This is a genomic window from Streptomyces sp. NPDC059917, from assembly GCF_042730635.1.
Classification (GTDB): Bacteria; Actinomycetota; Actinomycetes; order Streptomycetales; family Streptomycetaceae; genus Streptomyces.
Genome location: NZ_JBHWLC010000001.1, coordinates 42,454 through 64,713, shown reverse-complemented (window position 1 = coordinate 64,713; position 22,260 = coordinate 42,454). Strand labels below are relative to the sequence as shown.

Here is a 22,260-nt window from a genome sequence, read left to right as displayed (position 1 = left end):
TCAGTCTCCGTCTCGGGGCGTGCTACGGGCCGGGGCTCGCCAGTCGCCCAGGAGGCAGAAGGCTGCCCACCGGTCCATCCGGCCGCCGCCCGGGCGGTCTCGTGCGGCGAGCATGGCCACCCGCAGGGCGTGCGCGGGGGCTTCACCGGCCAGGGTCAGATCGTGGAAGTCGCCCATGATGGCGGCGGTGGTGGAGTCGGGTATCCGCCACAGGCTCATCACCAGCGAGCGCACTCCGGCGAAGAGGAGCGACCGGCTCAGGCCGAGGGTCTCGTCCGTCCTGCTGGTGCGGCCCACGCCCGTCTCGCAGGCCGACAGGACGGCGAGACGGACACCGTGCCAGTCCTGCTGCAGGATGTCGCGGGCCGTCAGGACTCCTCCGGCCAGAACGAGTCCGGAGGAGAGGGGATCCGCGGCGTCGAAGCGGGCGTGGCAGGCGGCGTGGAAGACGGAGGCGTGCGGTACGCGGCGCAGGACCTCCTCCCGCGTGGCCGCCGGGCCCAGCAGCGGGACCGTACCCAGCTGGCTTCCCAGAGCGGTCGCCTCCGCACGGGCGTACGGCAGGTCCAGGCCGGGATCGCCCAGGATGACGGCGCCGGTGCCGGTCGCGGGGGAGCGGTGGTTGAGGGTACGCAGCAGGGACACGGTGGGCAGGTAGCCGACGGGGTTGCGGTCCAGAAGGGAGGGGAACCCCGCCACCGACAGGGCGTGGAAGGGGACGTGGTGCAGGGCCCCGGTGGGACAGATCAGGATGGTCTGTCCGGGCCTGGTCACCGCGGCGAGCGGGGCGACGAGCGGACCCAGGACGTGCTGGAACAGGCCCGGCATGTCTTCGGCCATCTCGCGCACCTGTCCGGTACTGCCGAAATGGTCCTCGATGAAGCGCAGTGTCCGCGGACCGTCGGTGTCCACGGCGGCCACCTGGAGTCCGTTCTCCCCGCTGAGCGTGAAGAGGACGATCTGGCCGTCGTCCAGGATCGCGTACGACGCCACGACGACGGACTCCCCGGCCAGCTCAGCGATCACGTCGGCGGGGGGCAGTACCTCGGACTGCCGGATCGCGGCGTACTCGGCGGCCTGCGGACCGCAAGCCGTCATGTGGTTCCAGAGGGTGGCGAGTTCGGCCGTCAGCGTGTGATGGCGTGTCCAGTCCACCCCCGCGTGGCTCTCGACTTCGGTGCGTGCGCGCAGCAGCTCCCGCTCACGGTCGAGCAGCGGCCGCGGGACTCCGGCGGGCGCTCGGAGGCGAGCGGTGCTCATCGCGTCGAGGAGGGTCCGGGACCGCTTCCGCTCGGACGCGGTGTACGCGGCGACGAGATGCGGATCGGCCTCCTCCTCCGCATCGTTCGCCAGCTCGAGGCGGAACCGGGTGAGCAGTTCGAAGACGGCGGCCCGTTCGTCCTGGATCCGCATGCGCAGATCCGGATCGGGCTGTGCCGCGCGTACCAATTCCGCGAGGCCCGCGCCCAGTTCCAGGGCCTCCGTCGCGGTGTGGAGGTCACCGGCCCGCCATGCGGAGTGGGCCATCGGCATGACGACGCTCCAGGCTCGTTCGGGTGCGATGACGCGGCGCCCCGTGGGAGAGGTGGGCTCATGGCGGGGGGCCCAGAAGAGCCGGTCCCCGATGGTTCCGGGGACCGAGGAGAGGACCAGCACCTGTTCGTAGGCCAGGACGGCGGAGCCGAGGTGGGGCCAGCGTTCGAGTGCCTCGGCGGTGACGATCCAGTCCCGAGCCAGACGGCCTGCGTTGCCCGCGTTCAGTTCACGTGCCGTGGCGAGATGGTGCAGGGCCCGGCGAGGCAGGTCGAGCCGGGTGAGAAGGATGCCGAAGGCGTGGTGCACCGTGGCCAGGGCGACCATGACCGGGCCGCGGGCCGCTTCGCTCTCTGCGAGTCGCTCCGCGGCGTAGAGGCACTGCAGCGCGCGCTCCGGGTCACTGTTCTCCAGATACGCCTCGAGTCCGTGGGTGACGAGCTGCACCAGGCGCTGATGGTCGGTGACCGGGCTGCCGTCCTCGCGCTCGCGGCGCAGCCGGGTGTAGTGCTCCGCCCCTGCGCCATCGCCGCTGCGGCGGGCCGCGTCGGCCAGGGTTTCGTACTCGGCAGCTCGTCGCGGGCGCTCGCTGAAGTGGTCGTCTCCGGTCCTCTGCGCCCTGCCCGACCGGATGCGCTCGTCCTCGTCGACATCGGACCAGTGCTCTGCCGCCCTGAGGAGGTCGTACGCCTCGCTGTGGCGTCCCAGCTCCATATTGACCGAGGCGAGCTGCCTCAGACTGTCGGCCATGAGGCGTGCCTTGCCCATGTCCTCGGGATCGCCCGCGGGCCAGGGGCCGTCGAGTGTCTGAACGATCTGTACGCTCCGGCGGGCGAGCAGCAGTGCCCGCTCGGGGTCGGTGCCCCTGGCCGACCATTGGTAGACGAGGAGCCTGAGCGCCCGCAGCGCGCGGGACCAGTGTTCGGGCGCCTCGTCCGCGAGCCAGCGCGCGAAGTCCTCATCGGTGGGGAGACAGTCGAGCAGGGAGCCCAGAGCCGGCTGGGACTGTCTCAAGCCGGCCTCCAGTTGGGCGGGCAGGCCGCCTTCGATGCCCGGTCCGGCGGCGAAGGCCGCGTGGGGGATGCCGGGGCGCGGGCTGAAGGTCTGCGGGGTCCCTTCGCCCGCCTCGGGTTCTCCGTCGGTCTCGCCGTCGGCCGCGTCCTCGGGTCTCGGCGGTGGGGGCAATGCGCCGAGGGCTGTTCTGGCACCGCCGTAGTTCGGGTCGAGGCTGAGGGCGCGTTCGTAGCAGGCGCGTGCCCGTTCCGTCGCGTCCTGTTCCGCGTGATAGGTGTCGCCCAGGAAACGCCAGGCCATGGGGCTCTCTTGCACGGCCAGGGACTCCTGGAAGTACACCCGTGCCAGGCCCATGTGCCGCAGTGCGTAGTAGGCGTCGCCCAGCATGAGGAGGGTTCCGGCGCTCTCGGGGTTGACCTCCAGGGCTTGCCGGTAGCAGACGGCGGCCTCGACGTACTCGCGCCGTTGGAAGTGCCGCTCTCCCCGCTGGATGTGCGGCGCGGCCTCCCTGTGAGCCCGGGTGGTCAAGGGCACCCCGAGCAGGCGGGCCACGTCGGCCGCCAGGAGCGGATCCTGCTCGGCCAGGTCGAGCAACCGCTGGGGACCGTCGGGAAGCCCGGCTATGTAGGCTGCAAAGATCTGCGGAGTCGCCTCCCCCGGAGGGATTGTGTCGATGTCCGACGAGACGGTCAGCCGTCCGTCTTCGAAGTGGGCGAACGCCGGCTGGGGCGTGGGGGCAGCGACTCCCACGGTCGGCAACATGCCTCGAATGCCGGTGCCGGTGCCGGTGAGGCGGGTGTACTCGCTCTCCCACGCCTCGGATTCCGGGGAATCCTCGTGCACGAGCAGTATGACCAGCTCGCGCAGGACTTCCTCCTCCCCTGGAGCGGGAGGATCCGAGAGACGTGACCGCAGAAGGGCGACGGCCTCGTCCACGCGGCCCGAGCCGACAAGGACGTCCGAGAGGAATATCAGGGCGTGCTGATCCCCGGGGTCATCGGCGACCAGCCACTCAAGTACCGCGATGGCACGGTCCGCGTTCCCGTCGTCGCAGAAGTAGCGCGCGAGTCGTTTCTGCAAGGGCGAGTCCGTACGGACCGGGAGAAGCAGTCGGTCTCCCAGTACCGCCCACGTGACGGCCCAGTCGGCGTCCCCGTCCTCGAGACCCCGCCGCATCTCGCCGGCCCAGGCCTGGATCAGCTCCACCAGGGCGCCGGGAGGATTCCCCTCCAACCACGAACCGGCCAGCGCCAGGACGGCATCCGCGTCACCGAGCCGTGACGCCTCCTCCACCACGCCGAAGGCCTCGTACCGGATGAGGAACGCCTGCCGCAGCCGCCGCTCGTGCGGTGGGCGCAGGCAGGGTTCCAGCGTGTCGAAGACCGGCCTGGTCACCTCGCCGATCACCGCGCGCTCGGCACGGTGAGCCTCGCTTCCGCAGGCCACCACGCCCAGCGAAGCCAGCGTCAGGGCGATCCAGTCCTCCGCCTCCTCGCACTGGGCCTGGGCGAGGGTGAACATCCGGTGGGCCTCGGGCCGGTTCCCCGCGGCATCGGCTTCGACGGCCCGCAGCAACTGCGCCTGGCCCGTGAGCATCTCCTTCGCACGGCGGGCCTCGTCCCACTCGGCTTCCGCACCGACGACCATGACGCCGGCGGTGGCATCCAGCAAGGCAGCGACCAGGTTCGCGTCGGACCGGGTGTTCCATGGATCGTCACGCGTCGCACCGAAAGCGAACGCGCTGACCATCAGCTCGCGGCGCTCCTCGGGCGCGAGGGCGCTCAGGGCATCCCGGCGTTCTCGCGGCGCCAGGAGCGACAGCCGGCGGAGATCTCGTTCGACCGCTACGAGATCCCTGTCCCCGTGCTCGTCCCCGTCCCCGTGCTCGTCCCCGTGCTCGTCGAGCCGGTCGTACATGACGCGCGCCAGAACCTTCAGCATGGTGTGACCAAGCACGACTCCCCCTGTGTTCTCCCCAAGAACCCACAGCCGTCCGAACTCACAGACGAACGGGCGACGCGCGTAGTTCCCCGCGGAATCCGGAGGTCGCGAAGGTGAACTTCAGGCTCAGGCCGGGACCTGGCCATCGGCGGCCCCGGGGTGCGCCGACTCCGCACGCTTCCTTCCCGCGAGCGCCTCAGGATGGAGGGCGTCGAGCGCGAGCGCCCGGTCGAAGTCTTCGAGGGCGGCCGTGAACCTGCCCATCAGGAGGTAGGTCTCGCCCCGGTGGACCGACGCCTCGGGGCTTCGGGGAGCGATCGCCATCGCGCGGTCATGGTCGGCAAGCGCCTCCTCGAAGAGACCTTGACGCCGGTACGCGGTCCCACGAGAGCTGTACGCGTTGGCGCAGTTCGGGTCGATCTTCAGCGCCTCTTCCAGGTCGGCGAGCGCGTCGTCGAGGCATCCGCACTGCAGGAAGACGGACGCCCGGATGCAGAGGACGAGGACGCGCAGTTCGGGGGTGCCGCGGTCCAGCACCTGATCGACGTCCGAGAGGGCGTCCTCGAAGCGTCCCAGGCGGGCATGGACCTCGGCACGGATGACCAGCGCGGGGAGAAAGGAGGTGATGGCCGTCATCAGGTCGAAATCGGCGAGTGCCTCGTGATAGCGGTGCGTCCGGGCACGGAGGTAGGCGCGCAGGAAGAGAGCCCCGTGATACCCCGGCTTGAGAGCCAGGGCCCGGTCGAAGTCGAGCAGAGCCTCGTCGAAGCGTCTGAGGTTCATGTGGGCCGCTCCCCGCTTCATCAGGGTGTGGAAATCCTCCGGGGCCGCCTCGATGACGCGGGTGAAGTCGTCGAGCGCCTCGAGGAAGCGGTGCGAGCGACTGTTCGCATCACCACGGCGGGCGAGTATCGAGAGGTCTTCGGGCGCGAGGGCGCATGCGCGAGTGAAGTCGGCCAGCGCCGCGGGCAGCCGTTTCAGGGCGAGGTGGGTGTCGCCGCGGCGGGCGAGGACGAAGGCGTTGGCGGGCCGCAACCCGTGTGCCCGGTCGAGGTCGGCCAGTGCTTCCTCGTGCCGGTCGGTCCGGTTGAGGACGCCGGCCCGGTGAAAGAGCGCGGTCGCGGAGTCCGGTTCGACCCGCAGGGCGTGGTTGAGATCCACGAGCGCTTGGTCGTACTGCCTGCCCTCGCTGTACCTCAGGCCACGGCCGGTGAGAGCGACGACATCGTCGGGGTCGATCTGCAGTGCCCGGCTGAAATTCTGCACCACCTCGTCCATTCCCAAGAGCCCGACCAACGTGAGTGGGTCCTCGTCGAGCTCTTCCCGGATCGGTGGTACGTCGTCGCTCCGTTCGGTTCGTCCGATCCGTCCGATCCGTCCGGGGGCGTCCTCGCCGACTTCCCTGGTGATGCGGTCGACGGTGTCGCCGTCGGTGTCGCTGACGGTGGCCACCCGGACCAGCACCGCATCGATGTCGTCGGCCTGCAGGTCCACCGAGGACGACTCCGGCCCGAGCAGGGGGGACGCGGCCAGGGACCGGTCGAGCGGGAAGCCGTTCAGGGGAGGACCGTTCCCGCATAGCCGGTCGAGCTCGTGGTTGAGTGCGACGATCTGCTTCTGCAGGCGGGTGGCGAGCTCCTCGGCCCGCAACCGCCTCGCTTCGGCCCGGGCCAGCTCGGAGTCGGCCGTGGCCTGTTGGGCCTGCGTCCGCGCGAGCCTGGCTTCCAGCTCCGCCTGGACCTCCCTGCCCGCGGTCTCCGGAAGCCGGTCCCGTTCCTGGCCGAGCAGGTCGCCCCGCGCCTCCAGCCACTGGATGATGCCCAGCAACATCCAGCAGAGCCGTGCGTAGTTGTCGGCGGCCTGGCGCAGCTGGGCCTGCTGTTCCATGGCGTGGGTGAGCCGGTCGTACGTATCGATGTGCTGCGCCATGGCCGTGACGAGTTCTACGGACCCGGGCGCTCCCGTCCCGGGCAGACCGGTCCTCGCGGTGGCGCGGGGCGGGTGCTCGGCCTGGTCCAGCAGCGCGGCCGCCTCGCTCTGGCGACGTTCGCGCAACGGCGGGTCGACCGTCGGGACGGGCCGCGCGATTGTCCGGTCCATTTGGGACAACCGCTGCTCTGTCCGGAATCTACCTGCGCTGTCCGGTCCAGAGGGTCCGAACAGCGCAACTCCCCTGCACCGTCTGCCTTCGACCCGTACCGCACCGCGGTCCCGACCCGAAGGACAGAACCCGTGACAGACCTCCTCGCCATCGCCGCCGACACCCTTTCCCTGATCGGCTCGGCCCTCGCCATCACCCTTGAGATCCGCCGCGCCCGCCGCCGGGCCGAGAACGGTCAGGACGACAACGGGGGGAGCCGGGCGGCCTGAGGATCTGGCGGCCTCGTCGAGAGCCGGGCACACCAATGGTCAGCGGGCCGCCATCCCCTCAGGTGCGGGGAGCAGTTTTACCAATCTCCCGCTCCACCAACCGATTCCCAGTCCCGACGACTGCAGGACCACACCCGGCATGCAGACGCTCCAGCCCCAGGGCAACCGTCTGCCACACCGCAGCGGTCCCACCACCCCGGCCAGAGCGAGAGAACCGTAGCGGTCACCCCCCAGCCAGAGCGAGAGGGGCCGTCGGCGCAGTAGTGCCCCGCGTCACAAGCACCTGCCTACCTCGGCCCGATGTGCGGGACACCCCAGGTGAAGCGGTGCTCGGTGGATCATGGCAGGAGCTGCCGCAGCTTCGGCTCCGCGTACGCCACCGTGACCGACTCGGCACTCACACACGGCCCGAGCCACGTAGCTCCCACCATTGCGTTTCCACCGCGTCAAGTTCCGCGTTGCCCACTGCCACCTTGGTCCGCAGCCTCCGGACGAAACTGAGACGCATCGCGCTACGGCAGACACCCAGCGAAACAGCCGAAGATTATCCCAGTCCCCGCGGCGCTGTACGTGCCGTACCGGCAAGATCGTCCGCCTCGGCCCGCATTGTCAGTGCCTGGCCCTACGTTCTGCCGCATGACATTGTTCGACAGCTTCAACGGTGAACTGCTCGATCAACTCGTCGGCACGGCCGAGGAGTTCTACGCGAAGCACGGATACTCGCGCGACGAGTACTGGGCCCGGATCGTGCAGGCACGCAAGGATCGCGAAGCGGTGATGAAGATCGCTCCAGTGAGGAGGCTCAGAGAGGTCTTCCCCAACGAAGCGAAGGACTTGTCTCCGTGGGTGGCCGCGAACCTCGACAGGGTCGGCACGGCTGCCGACATGCCTCCTGGGGCCCTTCGGCTGGTCAGGACCGAGCACCCCCTGAAGCGTCGGAATCGCATCGACGTGCTGGCTCGGATCAAGGTCGGGGCCCGGGATCGACGAGTAGTCATCGAGAATCAGCTCAATCCATCCGACCACGAGCACCTCGGGAAGCTTCTCACCTACGCGATCGAAGTCGAGGCGTACGCCGCGATCTGGATCGCTCCCAGCTTCACGGACGAGCACCTGGACGCGCTCGATGAGCTCACTCGTCGCATGAACTGCAAGTTCAAGGCGCTCCGGATCGAAGCACGCGCCCTCGACGAGGGCGACTACCGCAAGGACTTGATCCCCGCGCGCGGGGAAGCGTACTGACCGGCACCGACTCGGCGTCTGCGAGGTGGCGCGCCTTGTCGCCGGCGGATGGCTGATCACCGGATACGGGTGCGTGTCCGGCCCACACCCGGGCCTCGCCCCCGGAGCACCCCACCTAGCCCCCTTGCTCAACGCCCGGGCCGCGGTTGCCGTTCCGGGGAGCTCTCCGGGGTCCGTGTCAGGGCGGGGTCATGAGACGAGATCGTGAGTAACGGAGCAGACCCGTCCGGCCGCGCCTGTTACTGCCTGGAGTACGCGCCACGTGGATACCGCGGCGCGCAGCGCGGGGGCCACCCGCCGGATCCGTGGGCTCAGACGACCGGGTCCTCGAGCAGCCGTCAGCAAGGCCGCGGCCGTGGTTGCCGACCCGCCCGTGCAGTTCTCACCTGACTCCTTCCAGCCACCGGACGGAAAGGCGAGGGAGGCCGTCCCGTCACGGTCGTCGCGAACGGCATCGCCCGGGGCTGATGAGCGCGGGCTTGGCTCGCCCGGCGGAAAGTGAGCTGCCTTCAGCCGGATTGGCCTCGTACACCGCTTGTCGCGAGGCGGCGCGGGCCCGGATCATCGGTGGATGGCGATGGGGGAAGCGATTCTCGCGACGATCAGCGGGCTGGGCGGGGCCGGATTCGGTGTCGCAGGAGCACTGTGGGTTCAACGGGCCAAGCGACGTGACGACGCGGCTGCCGCAGCCGTCGCTGCTGACCGGGCCGAGCGAGTGCTTCTGCTGGAGATCGTGGCAACGGCCCGGGTCGCGGTACGGGCATGGTGGACCAACGCGCAGCGGATCCTGGCTGACCTGGAAGCGGGGCGCGCCGTGAATGCCCAGCAGTACGAAGAGGAGGTGCGGGTTGAGCTGAAGGAGTTCACGACGGCGCTCTACCGGCTCTCCGGACGAGGGCAGCCCGACGACGCCACGCTCGGCCCGTATCAGCGCCCGCTCGCCGACGTGCTCACGGAATCCGCTCGGCACATCGTCGACGCCGCCCACCGCCATGCGGAGGGAGCCGTTGGCTCTGAGGAAGTAGCCGCACTGGCGACGGCGGGACGCGAGACCCACCGCAAGATCGCTGCCCACCTTGTGATGAACACGGTGTTTCTCACTGGACGGCCGGGCTCGCAAGCCTATGCCTATCCATTCGAGAACCCGACCGACGCCTATCCACACCTGAACCGGACTACGCCCATGCGGTGAAGCCCCTACACGGTCCGGGACGCCACCGCGCATCGGGCCATTGCTCAGGAGCAGCAAAGGTGGTGCGGTCGTCGCCGCGTGCGATGCCGAAGCGTCGATGCCGAGTTCGTGGCGAGAAGCAGACCCTTCCCTCCGGCCGGCTTCCTCGCCCTCCGGATCATCCCCACGCGTGCGGGGAGCAGGCCGAGCGATGGGGCTTGCTTCGGGAACGCCCACCCTGTCGACACGCAGCGCAGCCGGGCATCGGACCGCCCGGGCCCCGTGCCGTACGGTCTGGTGTCGCAGGTGCCGCGGCCGCCCATCGCCTCGACGGCCGACGGGTCTCACGGACCCGTCGGTGCCGCCGTCACGGCCGCGAGAGCTGGACCCGTACCGGGGATCAGGCCGCGACGAGTTCCTGTTCGCGCTCCGGCGTCGTGACCTTGGGCTTCTTGTTCGGGAGCGAGAGGCGGAAGACCTTGTGCCAGGCGGAGTACACCTGCTTGGGCAGCGGCCCGGTGACGTACTGGAGCTCGTACTTCTCGAACAGGGCGCGCACCTTCACCGCGACCTCGGCGTACCGGTTGCTCGGCAGGTCCGGGAACAGGTGGTGCTCGATCTGGTGCGACAGGTTGCCGGTCATGAAGTGCATGGCCTTGCTGCCGCTGATGTTCGCCGAGCCCATCATCTGGCGCAGGTACCACTGGCCGCGGGTCTCCCCGTTGATCGACCGGCGCTCGAAGACCTGGACGCCCTCGGGGAAGTGCCCGCACATGATGACCGAGTGGGTCCAGATGTTGCGGACCAGGTTCGCGGTGAAGGTGGCGGCGAGCGTGGGGAGGAACGACGGGCCCGACAGCAGCGGGTGGATCACGTAGTCCTTGAGCACCTGCTTGCGGATCTTGCGACCCACGGCCCTGGCCCGCGCGCGGAACTCCGGGTTCTTGCGGCGGCGCTTGCTCAGGTTCCTGCCGAGTTCCAGGTCGTAGGCGGCGATGCCGTACTCGAAGAAACAGGCGTTGAGGAAGTTCCACAGCGGCTGGCCGAGGTGGAACGGGTGCCACTTCTGGTCCTCGTCGACGCGCATGATGCCGTAGCCGAGGTCGTTGTCCTTGCCGATCACGTTGGTGTAGGTGTGGTGCAGCTCGTTGTGCGAGTGCTTCCACTGCTCGGCCGGCGAGACGTGGTCCCAGTCCCAGGTGGTGGAGTGGATCTTCGGGTCGCGCATCCAGTCCCACTGGCCGTGCAGGACGTTGTGGCCGATCTCCATGTTCTCCATGATCTTCGCCACGGACAGACCGGCGGTGCCGATCAGCCACGCGGGCGGGAAGAGCGAGAACAGCAGGACACCCCGGCTGGCCAGTTCGAGCTTGCGCTGCGCCGAGATGACCTTGCGGATGTAGGCGGCGTCCTTCGCACCACGGCTGGCGATCACCTCGTCGCGGATCGCGTCCAGCTCGCGACCGAGCTCCTCGATCTGCTCCGCGGTCAGGTGGGCGGTGGGGTCGATGGCGGTCAAGGTGCTCCTACCGTTCGATGTCGCAAGGGCCCGCGGCGGCGGACACGCAGGTCTGGATGAGGACGCCCGGTCCGGCCTCGGTGATCTCGCCGGTGCGCAGGTCGCGGACGGCGCCCGCCGTGAGCGGTATGACGCAGCCGAAGCAGATGCCCATGCGGCACCCGGACGGCATGAGCACCCCGGCCTCCTCGCCGACGTCCAGCAACGGCGTGGCGCCGTCCGCGTCGACGGTCGTGCCGGTGGTGGCGAAGGTGACCGCGCCGCCGTCGGCGCCGTCCCCGGTGACGACGACGGCGGGGCGGAAGCGTTCGGTGTGCAGGCGCTCCGGAACCCCGTGCGCGCCCCAGTGCTCCTCGGCGGCGTCGAGGAGGCCCGCGGGCCCGCAGGCCCAGGTCTCGCGCTCGGCCCAGTCGGGCACCAGTTCGGCGAGACGGGCGATGTCGAGCACACCGTCCGTGTCCGTGTGCACCTCGGTGAGCCGCAGCTTCTTGTCCGCGACCAGGTCGTGCAGGTCGCCGCGGAAGATCACGTCCTGCGGCCGCGGCGCGGAATGGACCAGGACGACGTCGTCGAACTCCGTGTCGCGCAGCATGCCCATCACCGGCGTGATGCCGCTGCCGGCCGTCAGGTAGAGCACCTTGGCGGGCTTGGCCCGCGGCAGCACGAAGTCACCCGTCGCCTGGTCGAGCTGGATCAGCGTGCCCGGCCGCGCCTGGCGGACCAGGTGGTTGCTGACCTTGCCGTCCGGTATCGCCTTCACGGTGATCGTGATCCGACCGTCGCCGCGGTCCGTCGGCGAGGTGACCGAGTAGGCGCGCCACAGGCGCACCCCGTCGACGTCGACCCCGATCCGCACGTACTGGCCGGCCGTATGGCCGCGCCAGCCCTGTCCCGGCTTGATCACGATGGTCGCGGCATCGCCCGTCTCGGGCTGCACGGCCTCGATGCGCCCCCGCAGGTCGGCGCCCGCACGCAGCGGGCTGACCAGGTCGAGGTAGTCCGACGGCAGCAGCGGCGTCGTGACCATCTCCAGCAGTTTCCACGCCCTACTGCGGAGGGCTGCACTCGTCATGGCCCCAGCTTGGTGTGCTTGAGGGGGTAAAGTCCTGTCCGTAGGACGTGAATCTGATCGGTCGAATTGTTCGCAGGGAACAAAAACGTGAGCCATGCAATCCGGAGGGCCAGCGAGCTGGTCCTGGACGAGGCGACGGTCGCCGCGATTCGGGCCGCGCTGAGGACCACCGCCGACGAGGTGGTCCAGGCGATCATCGACGAGGTTCCGCCCTATGCCAACGCCCTTTCCGGCCGCATGGGCGCCACCATCCGCCGGGCCGTCCGCACCGCCCTGGGCCTCTACCTGGACCTCGCGAGCGGGAACGCCACGGGCGGCGACGCCGGGGAGGCGGCCTACGAGCTGGGGCGCGGCGAGGTCCGCGACGGCCGTTCGATGGACGCCCTGCTCAGCGCCTACCGGGTCGGCGCCCGCGTGGCCTGGCGGGGGCTGGCCGCAGGTGCCGTACCCGCGGGTCTGCCCGCCGCCGAGGTCGCGAAGTTCGCCGAGCTGACCTTCGCCTACATCGACGAGCTCTCCGCCGCGAGCGCCGCGGGCCACGCCGACGAACTGGCCGCCCGGGGCCGTGCCCACGAGCGCCACCTGGAAGAACTGGCCCGCGACCTCCTCGCCGGCGCGAGCCCGGACGCGCTCCTCGCGGCCGCCGGGCGGGCCGGGTGGCAGCCGCCGGTCTCGCTGACCGCGGTCCTGCTGCCGGCCGCCCAGGCCCGGCCCGCCTACCGCTCGCTCGACCCGGGCACCCTCGTCCTCGACGACCTGCCGGACGCCTCCGGCGTGCTGCTCGTCCCCGATGCCGACCGGCCGCGCCTGCTGCGGCAGCTGCTGGACCGCACCGCCGTGGTCGGCCCGGCCCGGCCGTGGACGCGCGCGTCCGCCTCGTACGCACGGGCCGTCCGCGCGCGCTCGCTCTCCCCCGACATCCGCGACACCGAGGACCACCTGCCCGAGCTGGTGCTGAGCGCCGACGCGGACGCCTTCGCGGACCTGCGCGCCCGGGCCCTGGCACCGCTGCGGACCTTGTCCGCCGCGACCGCGCGGCGGCTGGAGGAGACGTTGCGGGCGTGGCTGCTGTACCAGGGCAGGCGGGACGAGGTGGCGGCGGCGCTGTTCGTCCACCCCCAGACGGTCCGCTACCGGATGTCACAGCTGCGGGAGCTGTTCCCGGACCTCGGGTCGCCGCACCGGGTCCTCGAACTGACGCTGGCGGTCGGAGTCCGGGTCGGCTGAGGCGTACGTCCATCGTCCGCGCCCGTGTCGGCGCCTCCATCCGCGTCCGTGTTCACGCCCGCGTCCGTATCCGCGGTCCCCGACCAGTCCAGTCCAGTCCAGGAATCGTGCCTCGTTCTCGGCGTCACGTCCCCCTCCCGGATACGCCGGCGGACCACCCCCGCGTCGGCGGGGAGCACAAAGCGGCCCTGAACCGCCGACGAATGCAGTCGCCGCAGGTCAAGGAGTTCGTGCAGGGCGGACCGGAGCACGTCGAAGCGGGTGGTGGCAGCGCAGCCGTCGAGTGCAGCGTGACGGCGTGCGAAGCGGGCAACTCAACCAGAACGACAAGAGAGAACGGGATCGGCCCACCCACCAAGCCGATGACATACCCCGAACCGCGGAAGAAGCCACCACCGCTTGCGGGCTGTTTCCTCGGCAGCAGCTGACCACTGAGGGCTCGAGATTTTTGCCGGAATTTCCGGGAGAGGATGGGCAAGCTGGTGAACAGTACGCTGCGCCGCGCCGCTGTCGTGGCCCTCGGTGAGCTCGGGCGGAGCAACGACTCCGGGGACCGGGCCGACGCCGGTCGCGCTCTGGCAGGCTTCGCCGAGATGGAGGAGGCTGTATATCCACTGCTGGAGCTGGTGCTCGACCGCGAAGACACCCTCGTCACACGGGCGACCGCGGAAGCTTTGCTCCGACGCCAGGACAGGGCCGGGCTCCTGATCGTCGCGTCGGCACTGGCAGTCGCCGACGCGAACCACGGCGACTGGATCCACACGGCGATCCGCGACTCATTCGCCATATACGCCGGCGACCGCGACGCCGCGATGCGGCTCTGCGAGGAGCTGACGCAGCATCCCGACGAACGCGTCTCCCTGGGCGCTCGCGAGCTGAACGAAAGCCTGACCGGGATCCGCTGCGTGCTTCATCCCGAATAGGGCAGGGGCCACCAGGTGCCGAGCGTCCCCTGCACGCGCCTCGGCGCTTTCGCCCCTGCAGAGGGCTGCGCCCGAGTCACGCCGCAGCCCGCAGCCCGCACAGCCACCAGGGGGAGCTCGGACCGCTGCCCAGCGCTGGGTGAGCGACCTGGAACAGCGCCTCCACGGCAGCGCCCATGACATTACCAATTGGCAAATGACCACGCCGACGGAAAATCGACGGGTTGAGGAGGACCGTACCCTGACGTTGCGTCGGCTGGGTTCCGGCCATAAGGTCCGGCCAACATTGCACGCGGAAAGCCGCGCATGTGAGGATTCGGCCGGTGAATTCCGGCGTACGGCCGCACTCGTGCCGCTCGACACGTCCGGCAGCCTGTGGACCGCGGACCAGGACGGGGTGCGGTGGATCTGCGCGTTCTCCGACGAGGAGACGCCGGGCGCCTTCGCGCGGGCACAGGGGGATGCCGACCGGGATGCGGTCGCCGTCGGCCTCGCGGGATCCCGATGAGCGGGAACGGGGAGCGGGGGAAGAAGTCCGAGATGGGCGAATTGACGACAGAAGACACATCGGCGTTCCACATCGCCCCGTGGATGCATGTCACCACAGGCGGTGGCGCCCCCCTCGATCAACTCCTGCCCACATCGGGCCGAGTCCATGTGGCACGCCTGAGCGGCAAGGACATGGTCGACGAGGTGTCCACATTCCAACAGTTTTCCGAATCGCTGAAGTTCCCGGAATACTTCGGATGGAATTGGGACGCCTTTTACGATTGCCTTCGCGATCTCGAGTGGCTTTCTTCGGACTACTGCATCGTGATCGTCGAATCCGCCGATGAAGTTCTCGCCGATGACGATGACGCGCGCGAGGAGTTCTTCAGCGCTCTATGGCGAGCCGGTAAGCAGCGGTCGTATACCAAACGACCCGAAGGTGTAACCCTCAGCACGATCTCCATCGTCCTGTCCTGCAGCGAGAAGTCATCTGCGACCTTCGCGGGACAGCTCGGAGAGCGCTTCAAGAATCGCTGACCTCCTCCGAGCCGATGCCTTGCGCGAGCTGATCGCCACCAGGGTGGATCGTTTCGGTGCGGCCGACGGCGACAGACATCTCGCCAAGATTGACTGCCCCTGCCGTCGTACCGCGGCGCCGCCAGACGCCGTACCGCCCGTGGACCGCGAGTGGGATGTCGGTGCAATCCGTGGGGCGCTGTGCGCGTCTGCGGTACCGGGGGCTGGCGGGACGCGGGATAGTCCGGTTCATGGTCATGTCCTCCTTCAGCAGCGCGGCGCCCTCGACGGCCGAGGTGCTCCGCGCCCGGTACGCCGACCGCTTGCCCGCCTCGCTGGAGGAACTCGAAGGCCCCCGCCACGGCATGGTCGACCTGCCCCTGCACGTCGCCTGGTCCGGGCTGCGCTCCTACGACCTGGACCGCCCGCGGCTGCGCATGGGGCTCTACCGCACCGTCCTGGCCGAAGGCCGGCGCGAAGACCTCGCGGCCCTGCTCAACCGCGAACCGCTCCTCGCCCAGTGGCCCGTCCTGTGCACCCTGGTCAGCAGACGCCTGCGCGAGCTCTGGGAAGGCGCGTTCCCCGAACGCGCCGCGGCGCGGACCACCACCGCACGAATCCGAGCGACCTGCACCGCCGCCTCCCGGCCGCCGTGATCGACATCGGTGCGCCGTACCCCCTGGTGATCACCGGTGGGTACAACGCCTCGGTGAGCGGCACGGCCGCGACGAGTTCCGCCTCCAGGACCTGCGCGACCGCCTCGCCGGCGCGGACGGGGCGGACGACGAGGAGTTCGCGGCGTACGGCCTCACCGAGGACGAAACGGCTGAGCTGAGCTGCGCTCCTGGGCCCAACGCTGGGCGAGCGACCTGGACCAACGCCTGCACGACCACGCCGGTGACCACGACGCCTGAAGGTCCACGGACGAGGCCCGATGACGAGACGGGCCGCTGTCGAGTTCGCCGTGCCGCCATCACATCGTGGCCCGGCAGTTCACGACAGGGGGGTTCGGCGGCCGTGGACGCAAGGAAGCTCGGCCGGGGACTCCCGGCCGAGCTGTCTCGCGCGTCTGTGCGTGTGCTGTCCGCTGGTGGCTTAGTACCAGTGGTGGTTCTGCCAGAAGTTCCACGCGCCGACGGGGCTGCCGTAGCGGGAGTTCATGTAGTCCAGGCCCCACTTGATCTGGGTGGCCGGGTTGGTCTTCCAGTCGGGGCCCGCCGAGGCCATCTTCGAGGCCGGCAGTGCCTGGACCAGGCCGTACGCGCCGGAGGAGGCGTTCGTGGCGGTGTGGTCCCATCCGCTCTCGCGGGAAATGATCTGGTTGAACGCCGCGAACTGCGCCGGGTCCTTGATCATCTGCTGGGCGATCGCCTTGGCGCTCATCGGGGCGGCCTGCGCGGGAACCGCGGCCAGCATGGAACCGGCGACGCCCAGGGCGAGGACGGTACCCGCGAGGGTCTTCTTGGAAGCGGCGATGCGGCGGATGACGGCGTTGGACACGGAGGGCCTTCCGAAGGGGACGGGGACGGTCGCCGCATGCCGAGGACATGCGTGAGCCACTCACGCGGTGGAGAGGGGATCATCGGCGGGAGCGGGAGGCCGGGGGTGAGCCCGGTAGATCTCCGTCCGCCTTGCGACTCATCCAGTTCTACGGGGCTTCCCGGGCCCTGGCAACGACGTCGCGTACTAGCGTCCCTCGCAGGCGAGGAGCAACGACCCCCGCGGCCCGGGCGGCATCCGCGCAGGCGGGAGCAGGTACGAGGGCGCCGGGACGGGGCGTACGGGGACTACGAACCCGCTTCGTATGTGACCTGGGTCCTGTGGGTCGGGTCACCACCCAGAGCCCGAATGTCACCCTAAGTAGCCATTCATACCCGTTTCAGGGAAGGCTCCCGGGTGGGTTCGGCCCCCGTATCGAAGGTGACCGGTGCGTCGAGGGCCGCGTTCCATGGCGCCTCACGCCGCTCGTCAGCTCTTGTCGCAGGACTGGAGAGCCTGTGGCTTCACGTTCCGCACCACCCCCTCCAGCCCGACGTCCGGGTTTGCCAGGAGGACGGGGAGGGGGTCCTGCTGCACCTGCGCCAGGCGGCCGCCCTTGCGTTCCCACAGGACGCCGTCACGATCCGTGAAACGGACCTTCGTCGTCATGAGCGTGGGCCGTGCTTCGAGGTCGTGCCAAGTCTGGCCTCGGGGCGGGTTCTCGTCGTAGGGCGGGTGGTAGGACAGCGGGAGATTCGCTTCGGTGTAGCTCATGTCGTCTTGCGAGAACATCAGCTCGGAGCACGGCTGCACGCCTGCCAGAAAGACGCCGAAGGTAGCGGTCTGGTGCCCGACGGGGCGCCCTGGGAGCACGGCGACGAAGGCCAGGTTCACGTAGGTGACCGGGTCGAGTGATCTGTTCATCAGGTGCACGCGCGCCTTGCCGTCAGGTGGCTCCTCGACCCAGAAGGAGACCCGCGCCGCCTGCTGGCGCCGCTTCTCCTCCGCGTCGTCCCGCGACTGCCTTAGCTGGTCCTGTGCCACCCGGGAGCTGAACAGCGTTCCGATGCCGGTCGTGAGGAGGCCGGCGATGCTTGCGGCAATGGTCACGATCACGCCGGTTCTCACCATCCATGACGGTGTCGCGGCCTTCGGGTCGTCCTTCTCGCCCTCCCGGCGGATCCGCCGGTCGGACGCCCGAATCCTCAGCCGCTGCCGGCCGCGCCCGCGGTGCGTGCGATCCATCTGTTCCTCCTGCCGCATCTCCAGCAACACCGACGATCTACTGACCGCGGTCCCGGCACGGACACTGCGGGCCCACCCGCAGGTACCGCCGAGCGCGCGGGTTGTCCACGCGGACGCCTGACACCTCTCGGCTCGGCCTGCCTGCCTGCCTGCCTGCCTGCCTGCCTGCCTGCCTGCCTGCCAAATCTGCCGTGACGAGCAGAGGTGAGTCGAACTCCGCGTCACGAAGCAGCGCGTCCGATCGCCCACTTCGGTCAGGATCTCCCGGACCGCTCCTCCCACTGTGTGGGGCGATGACCGGCACGTCCGACGTACACGCCGAACGCGAGGGTGCCATGGGTCGTCGTTCATCGTCGGTAACGCCCGGATGGCCCCGGAGGGCCGGCGAGCATCATGTCGGTGCCCCCCTATCGGGCTCTGATCCCCACCTGCCCACGGGCCTGACCACCGGCCCAGCACCCCGCAGTAGGACACGGACATCGGCAACACCCGACGCCTTCCGCGAGCCGGCGCCCGTACGCGGCGACCGCGCGGGCCAAGCGCTCGGCCTCGGCCTCGGACCGGACCTGACCGGACCGAGGGGGCGGTCTGCCAAGAGGGCGCGGCCCCGAAGCCGCGGCCTGGAAAGCGGCTATCGCCGTCGGGGCCATCGGCTTCGGCGCCTACCCGTGCCCCGGGCCGGCGCCGTCAGCGGGCGATGGTGACCGTTCGTCGGGTTCGGCGTGATCCAGGGTGTCGAGGCGTTGACGGATGGCAGCTGCCTCGTTGGGGTCGAGATCATCCAAGATGTAGAAGGCTTCCTGCCAGGCACGAGCTGCCCGGTCGGGTGAGCCCGCACGGTTGTGGAGATCGCCCAGATCGCGAAGGATCTCCGCGTAGTAGTAGTCCGTGCCGAATGATCGAATGAGGTCTGCGGCCTGTTGCATGGCGGTGATGGCGTCGTCGGTGCGGCCCAGCTCGTGGAGGATCCAGGCCAGTCGTTGGACTGACAGGGATCGCAGTGCAACGTCGCCGATCCTGCTGGCGACGTCGATGGCATCCTCCATGTGGACCAAGGCCCGGTCGCTTTGTCCCAGGCCGTGCAGAGCATTGGCGAGGTTGCTGAGGCTCACGCCCTGATTCCGTTGATGACCGATGGACCGATAGATATCAAGGGCTCGCCGACTGTGGTCGGCCGCCTCCGCATGTCGGCCGAGCTCGTTGTACGAGCGTGAGAGGTCCCCCAGACCGGCGCCTTCGCCGAAAGCGTCTCCGATGTGTCGAGCGATCTCCACCACTCGTTGGAAGCAGACGATCGCTTCCTCATGCCGGCGTGCGCCCTGCAGTGCCTCGCCGAGATGCCCATATGCCCACCGCTGGCCGCCTTGGTGGTCGAGATACTGGGCGCAGGCCAGGCCCATCCGGTGCACGGCCTCTTGGTCGACTCTGTGCTGACTACTGCCCAGGTAGCAGTCGATCGCGTTGGGGAGCTGCCATCCCACTGTGTGCTGCCCGACTGACGCGGCTTGGTGGACGAGGTGGACCAGGGTGGTGTGTTCGGCAGTGAACCAGGCATGGGCGTGGTCGCGGTCGGTGAAGGCCAGTGGGTGGCAGTTTGCAGGTCGTGGGTCGAGGGGGATCTCGGGGTGTTGGGGGTAGTAGGCGTAGAGGGCTGCGTGAGCGGTGTGGAGGTACCAGGTGTACAGCCTGCTGGTCGCGGCATCGCGGGAGGGGGAGGGTTCGTCGGCGGTCGCGCATTCGGCGGCGTAGTCGCGCAGCAGATCGTGGAACTGGTAGCGCCCGGCTGTGGTTTCGGTGAGCAGGTGCACTCCGACCAGAGTGTCCATCAGGCGGCGGGTCGTGGTGCGGGTGGTGCCGGTGAGGGCGGTGGCGGCGGCCAGGCTGATGCCGGGACCGGGCTGAAGTCCGAGGAGGCGGAAGGCGTGGGCGGCTTCCTCGGGCAGGGCGTGGTACGACCAGGAGAGGACGCCGCGTACCGCGGTGGTCTCGTCGTCGGTGGCCAGTTCGTTCAGGCGCTGATGTTCGGTCGTCAGGTCGTGGACGAAATCGGCGATGGTGAGGTGGGGGCGGGCGGCGACGCGTTCGGCGGCGATCCGCAGGGCGAGGGGCAGGTGCGCACAGTGGTGGGCCAGTTGGGCGGTGGCCTCCGGTTCCCGGTGGGCGCGGTCGGTACCGATGATCTCGGCCAACAAGGTGTGGGATTCGGCGGGAGTGAGGATGTCGAGGCTGATGCGGTGGGCGCCGTCGCGGGCGATGAGGCCGGAAAGTCGGCTGCGTGAGGTGACCATGACGAGGCAGCCAGGTTCACCAGGCAGCAGGGGTCTGATCTGTTCGGGTGTGGCGGCGTTGTCGAGGACGATCAGCGTCCGGTGTCCGGCCAGGAGTGAGCGGTAGAGAGCGGCTTTGGCGTCGGTCGTGCGCGGGATCCGGTCGGGCGCCACGCCCAGCTCGGTGAGGAACGAGTCGAGTACCTGGTCGGTGGAGGGGGGTGGGCCGGCGTCATAGCCGTGCAGGTTGACCCACAGCTGGCCGTCGGGGAAGCGGTGCCGGGCGCGGTGGGCCCACTGCAGAGCGAGGGAGGTCTTGCCGACTCCACCCGTGCCGGCGATGGCGGAGATGAGTACCGTCCCCACCGACGGGGTGTCGTCCCGGGTGCCGAGCAACGTGTCGAGGGTGTCCAGTTCGGCTTGGCGGCCCGTGAAGTGGGTGACGGCCCGTGGCAGCTGGCGCGGAGCGGGCCTGTGTTGCCCGGCCGTATGGCCGGCGTGGTAGTGGACGACCTGCTGGGCATGGCCGACGGCGAAGCCGCCATGCTCGGCGGAGACAGCCTGGTGGTCGGCGCTGGGTGTGGGCGGCGTGACGCCGGGTCCGCTCAGCCCTGGGGCGGACCCGGCTGCGAAGGGTTTCCCAGCGTCACGTCCCCCACCCGCAGCGCGGCCACCGAGCCGTGATCGGCCCGGACCTCCACGCTGCCGCCGACCGCCACACCGTGGTCCCGTGCCAACACCCCGCCTGGAGTGGCCTGCTCCTGGACCAGTGACCGTAGCTCGGCCGCAATCCGCTCGCGCTCCGCGTCGGGTGCGTCTTCCAGCAGGGACTCGAACCGGGTCTGCCAGGAGGACTCCTGACGCAGGCGCGCCCGCTCGGCTTCGGCGGACCCCTGCGCCTCCAAGGCACCGGCGGTGCGGTCGAGACGCTCCAGTTCCGCACGCTCGCGCTCAGCGTCCCCGCGGCCCAGCAACCGGGCCACTCGGACCCGCAACCCGTCCCACGCCTGCGTCCCCGCCGCCTGGACCACAGCCGTACCGCCCGCCGTGGCCAACGCCACGAGCCCCTCTTCCAGCATCTCCGCCCCCAAGCTCACGTCCGACGTGCCACCCCTGCAACCGAAGCTCCGTCGCGGTACCACGCGACGGACACGGACATCCCCTCCCTTCCGACGGTCAGCGTAGGCCCCCTGCCGCGCCAGAGTTCGTGGAACCGTGAGGTCGTCCGGGACCGGCCGCCTCCGCGCACGGATGAAACGCGGCCCGTGCCCCACAGACCGCAGGTCACAGGACACAGGACACAGGTGCCCGTATGACCTACACCCACCCGCACAACGCAGTTGATGGCGCAGCCCACTCATATCGCTGCGGTGACGACACCCACTGCGGCGAAGTCTTCGAAGGCTCGGTACTGGCCGGCCGGACACGGCTCGCTGACGCCCTGAGCAGATGGGCAAGCGGTCAGTCAGTCCCCCGACGGCTCCGCGCCCGGGCGGTCACAGCTCGGCGATACCGGCTCGGCGGGCATGGAGTTCGGAGCGGATCAGTTCGAGGAGGCGACCCATCCAGTTGCGGCCCCGGCCGCCGCCTTCGCCCCAGAAGGCCGACTCCACGTCGTCGTAGATCACCGTGGAGTCTTCCGTCGCCAACAGGACCTCGGCCAGCTCGGGATGCTGGTCGTACTTGGCGCGCAGCAGGCCGGTCATGACGGCGGAGCGGGCGTGCTCCCAGCCTTCGCGGCGCGGTGTTCCGGCCGCGAGTTCACGTGCCGAGGCGGGGGTGTCCGCTGCCGCGATCACGGCGCGGACCTCCGGCTGATCGACCGACAAGACCCATAGGCATGGGTGACCGATGGATAGACGACCGGTCTCGCCTCCGGGCCCTGCCACCAGGACCCTCAGCGGCCAGTCCTTTGCTGTCCATGTCCGACAGCGCGTAACGCCGCCGCGAGACCGGGACGGCGAGGAACATTCCGTCACTGTGGTGCAGCGCCCGCCCGGGAGACCGTGATTTTCCGTCGTCCGACTTGGGACATGGCCCGCTTCGAACGGACAGCCCCTCCGGCCATCGTCCGCCGACTTTTGTCCGCGGACAAAAGTCGGGGCGGCTCCGCGTCTCCTGAGCCCCAACGCCAGCCGGCCGTTCCGTCGTCCTGGATGCGCACGGGTGCTGACCTCACGGACATGCCGACGGACGTGCGGACGCCCGGGCCGGCCGGCTGACCGCCGTCCGAGCCGCGAAGCAATCCGTGT

17 protein-coding genes are annotated in these 22,260 nt (G+C 69.7%); 8 read left to right on the top strand and 9 right to left on the bottom strand.

Features of this window, described 5'->3' with window-relative positions:
• Both ACFWAR_RS00265 and ACFWAR_RS00260 read right to left on the bottom strand, forming a co-directional pair.
• Complete coding sequence (locus ACFWAR_RS00265) at positions 1–4,488, bottom strand: CHAT domain-containing protein (protein WP_385772005.1); 4,488 nt, start codon at positions 4,486–4,488, stop codon at positions 1–3.
• Between the two features lie 126 nt (positions 4,489–4,614).
• Positions 4,615–6,417: a tetratricopeptide repeat protein gene (locus ACFWAR_RS00260; protein WP_385772004.1), complete on the bottom strand. Its 1,803-nt coding sequence runs from the start codon at positions 6,415–6,417 to the stop codon at positions 4,615–4,617.
• A 303-nt stretch (positions 6,418–6,720) separates the two neighbouring features.
• On the opposite strand from ACFWAR_RS00260, the gene ACFWAR_RS00255 reads away from it, so the two are divergent.
• From ACFWAR_RS00255 to ACFWAR_RS00245, 3 genes are all read left to right on the top strand, one after another.
• The gene (locus tag ACFWAR_RS00255) at positions 6,721–6,858 is read left to right on the top strand and encodes a hypothetical protein (protein ID WP_385772003.1); all 138 of its coding nucleotides are present in this window, start codon (positions 6,721–6,723) and stop codon (positions 6,856–6,858) included.
• A gap of 636 nt (positions 6,859–7,494) precedes the next feature.
• Complete coding sequence (locus tag ACFWAR_RS00250) at positions 7,495–8,100, top strand: hypothetical protein (protein WP_385772002.1); 606 nt, start codon at positions 7,495–7,497, stop codon at positions 8,098–8,100.
• Between the two features lie 571 nt (positions 8,101–8,671).
• Positions 8,672–9,292, top strand: a complete 621-nt coding sequence (locus tag ACFWAR_RS00245; RefSeq protein WP_385772001.1) for a hypothetical protein — start codon at positions 8,672–8,674, stop codon at positions 9,290–9,292.
• A gap of 379 nt (positions 9,293–9,671) precedes the next feature.
• Here ACFWAR_RS00245 and ACFWAR_RS00240 read toward each other — a convergent pair whose 3' ends face one another.
• Complete coding sequence (locus ACFWAR_RS00240) at positions 9,672–10,790, bottom strand: fatty acid desaturase family protein (protein ID WP_385772000.1); 1,119 nt, start codon at positions 10,788–10,790, stop codon at positions 9,672–9,674.
• A gap of 7 nt (positions 10,791–10,797) precedes the next feature.
• The gene (locus tag ACFWAR_RS00235; protein WP_385771999.1) at positions 10,798–11,862 is read right to left on the bottom strand and encodes a ferredoxin reductase; all 1,065 of its coding nucleotides are present in this window, start codon (positions 11,860–11,862) and stop codon (positions 10,798–10,800) included.
• Positions 11,863–11,949: 87 nt separating this feature from the next.
• Here ACFWAR_RS00235 and ACFWAR_RS00230 point away from each other — a divergent pair, with 87 nt between their 5' ends.
• The 5 genes from ACFWAR_RS00230 (at position 11,950) to ACFWAR_RS00210 (ending at position 15,673) form a co-directional block, all read left to right on the top strand.
• Positions 11,950–13,089: a PucR family transcriptional regulator gene (locus ACFWAR_RS00230; RefSeq protein WP_385771998.1), complete on the top strand. Its 1,140-nt coding sequence runs from the start codon at positions 11,950–11,952 to the stop codon at positions 13,087–13,089.
• A 482-nt stretch (positions 13,090–13,571) separates the two neighbouring features.
• Complete coding sequence (locus tag ACFWAR_RS00225; RefSeq protein ID WP_385771997.1) at positions 13,572–14,012, top strand: hypothetical protein; 441 nt, start codon at positions 13,572–13,574, stop codon at positions 14,010–14,012.
• 139 nt (positions 14,013–14,151) lie between these two features.
• A complete protein-coding gene (locus ACFWAR_RS00220; protein WP_385771996.1) occupies positions 14,152–14,520 on the top strand; it encodes a hypothetical protein in 369 nt (122 codons plus the stop codon).
• 32 nt (positions 14,521–14,552) lie between these two features.
• Positions 14,553–15,038 carry a barstar family protein gene (locus tag ACFWAR_RS00215; RefSeq protein WP_385771995.1) on the top strand — a complete coding sequence of 162 codons (486 nt, stop codon included), beginning with the start codon at positions 14,553–14,555 and terminating at the stop codon, positions 15,036–15,038.
• A gap of 230 nt (positions 15,039–15,268) precedes the next feature.
• Positions 15,269–15,673, top strand: a complete 405-nt coding sequence (locus ACFWAR_RS00210; RefSeq protein ID WP_385771994.1) for a hypothetical protein — start codon at positions 15,269–15,271, stop codon at positions 15,671–15,673.
• 439 nt (positions 15,674–16,112) lie between these two features.
• Here ACFWAR_RS00210 and ACFWAR_RS00205 read toward each other — a convergent pair whose 3' ends face one another.
• The 5 genes from ACFWAR_RS00205 to ACFWAR_RS00185 all read right to left on the bottom strand — a co-directional run bounded on the left by ACFWAR_RS00205 (position 16,113) and on the right by ACFWAR_RS00185 (position 21,807).
• The gene (locus ACFWAR_RS00205; protein ID WP_385771993.1) at positions 16,113–16,517 is read right to left on the bottom strand and encodes a transglycosylase SLT domain-containing protein; all 405 of its coding nucleotides are present in this window, start codon (positions 16,515–16,517) and stop codon (positions 16,113–16,115) included.
• 468 nt (positions 16,518–16,985) lie between these two features.
• Positions 16,986–17,741: a hypothetical protein gene (locus ACFWAR_RS00200; protein ID WP_385771992.1), complete on the bottom strand. Its 756-nt coding sequence runs from the start codon at positions 17,739–17,741 to the stop codon at positions 16,986–16,988.
• Between the two features lie 662 nt (positions 17,742–18,403).
• The gene (locus ACFWAR_RS00195) at positions 18,404–20,404 is read right to left on the bottom strand and encodes an ATP-binding protein (RefSeq protein ID WP_385771991.1); all 2,001 of its coding nucleotides are present in this window, start codon (positions 20,402–20,404) and stop codon (positions 18,404–18,406) included.
• 209 nt (positions 20,405–20,613) lie between these two features.
• Positions 20,614–21,105, bottom strand: a complete 492-nt coding sequence (locus ACFWAR_RS00190; protein WP_385771990.1) for a hypothetical protein — start codon at positions 21,103–21,105, stop codon at positions 20,614–20,616.
• Positions 21,106–21,504: 399 nt separating this feature from the next.
• Positions 21,505–21,807 carry an NADAR family protein gene (locus ACFWAR_RS00185; RefSeq protein ID WP_385771989.1) on the bottom strand — a complete coding sequence of 101 codons (303 nt, stop codon included), beginning with the start codon at positions 21,805–21,807 and terminating at the stop codon, positions 21,505–21,507.
• Positions 21,808–22,260: the final 453 nt, after the last annotated feature.

Coding starts and splice junctions, on each gene's coding strand:
- ACFWAR_RS00265 (WP_385772005.1), bottom strand. CDS start 4,488: ATGCTGAAGGTTCTGGCGCGCGTCATGTACGACCGGCTCGACGAGCAC.
- ACFWAR_RS00260 (WP_385772004.1), bottom strand. CDS start 6,417: ATGGCGCAGCACATCGATACGTACGACCGGCTCACCCACGCCATGGAA.
- ACFWAR_RS00250 (WP_385772002.1), top strand. CDS start 7,495: ATGACATTGTTCGACAGCTTCAACGGTGAACTGCTCGATCAACTCGTC.
- ACFWAR_RS00245 (WP_385772001.1), top strand. CDS start 8,672: ATGGCGATGGGGGAAGCGATTCTCGCGACGATCAGCGGGCTGGGCGGG.
- ACFWAR_RS00235 (WP_385771999.1), bottom strand. CDS start 11,862: ATGACGAGTGCAGCCCTCCGCAGTAGGGCGTGGAAACTGCTGGAGATG.
- ACFWAR_RS00215 (WP_385771995.1), top strand. CDS start 14,553: ATGGGCGAATTGACGACAGAAGACACATCGGCGTTCCACATCGCCCCG.
- ACFWAR_RS00210 (WP_385771994.1), top strand. CDS start 15,269: ATGGTCATGTCCTCCTTCAGCAGCGCGGCGCCCTCGACGGCCGAGGTG.
- ACFWAR_RS00200 (WP_385771992.1), bottom strand. CDS start 17,741: ATGGATCGCACGCACCGCGGGCGCGGCCGGCAGCGGCTGAGGATTCGG.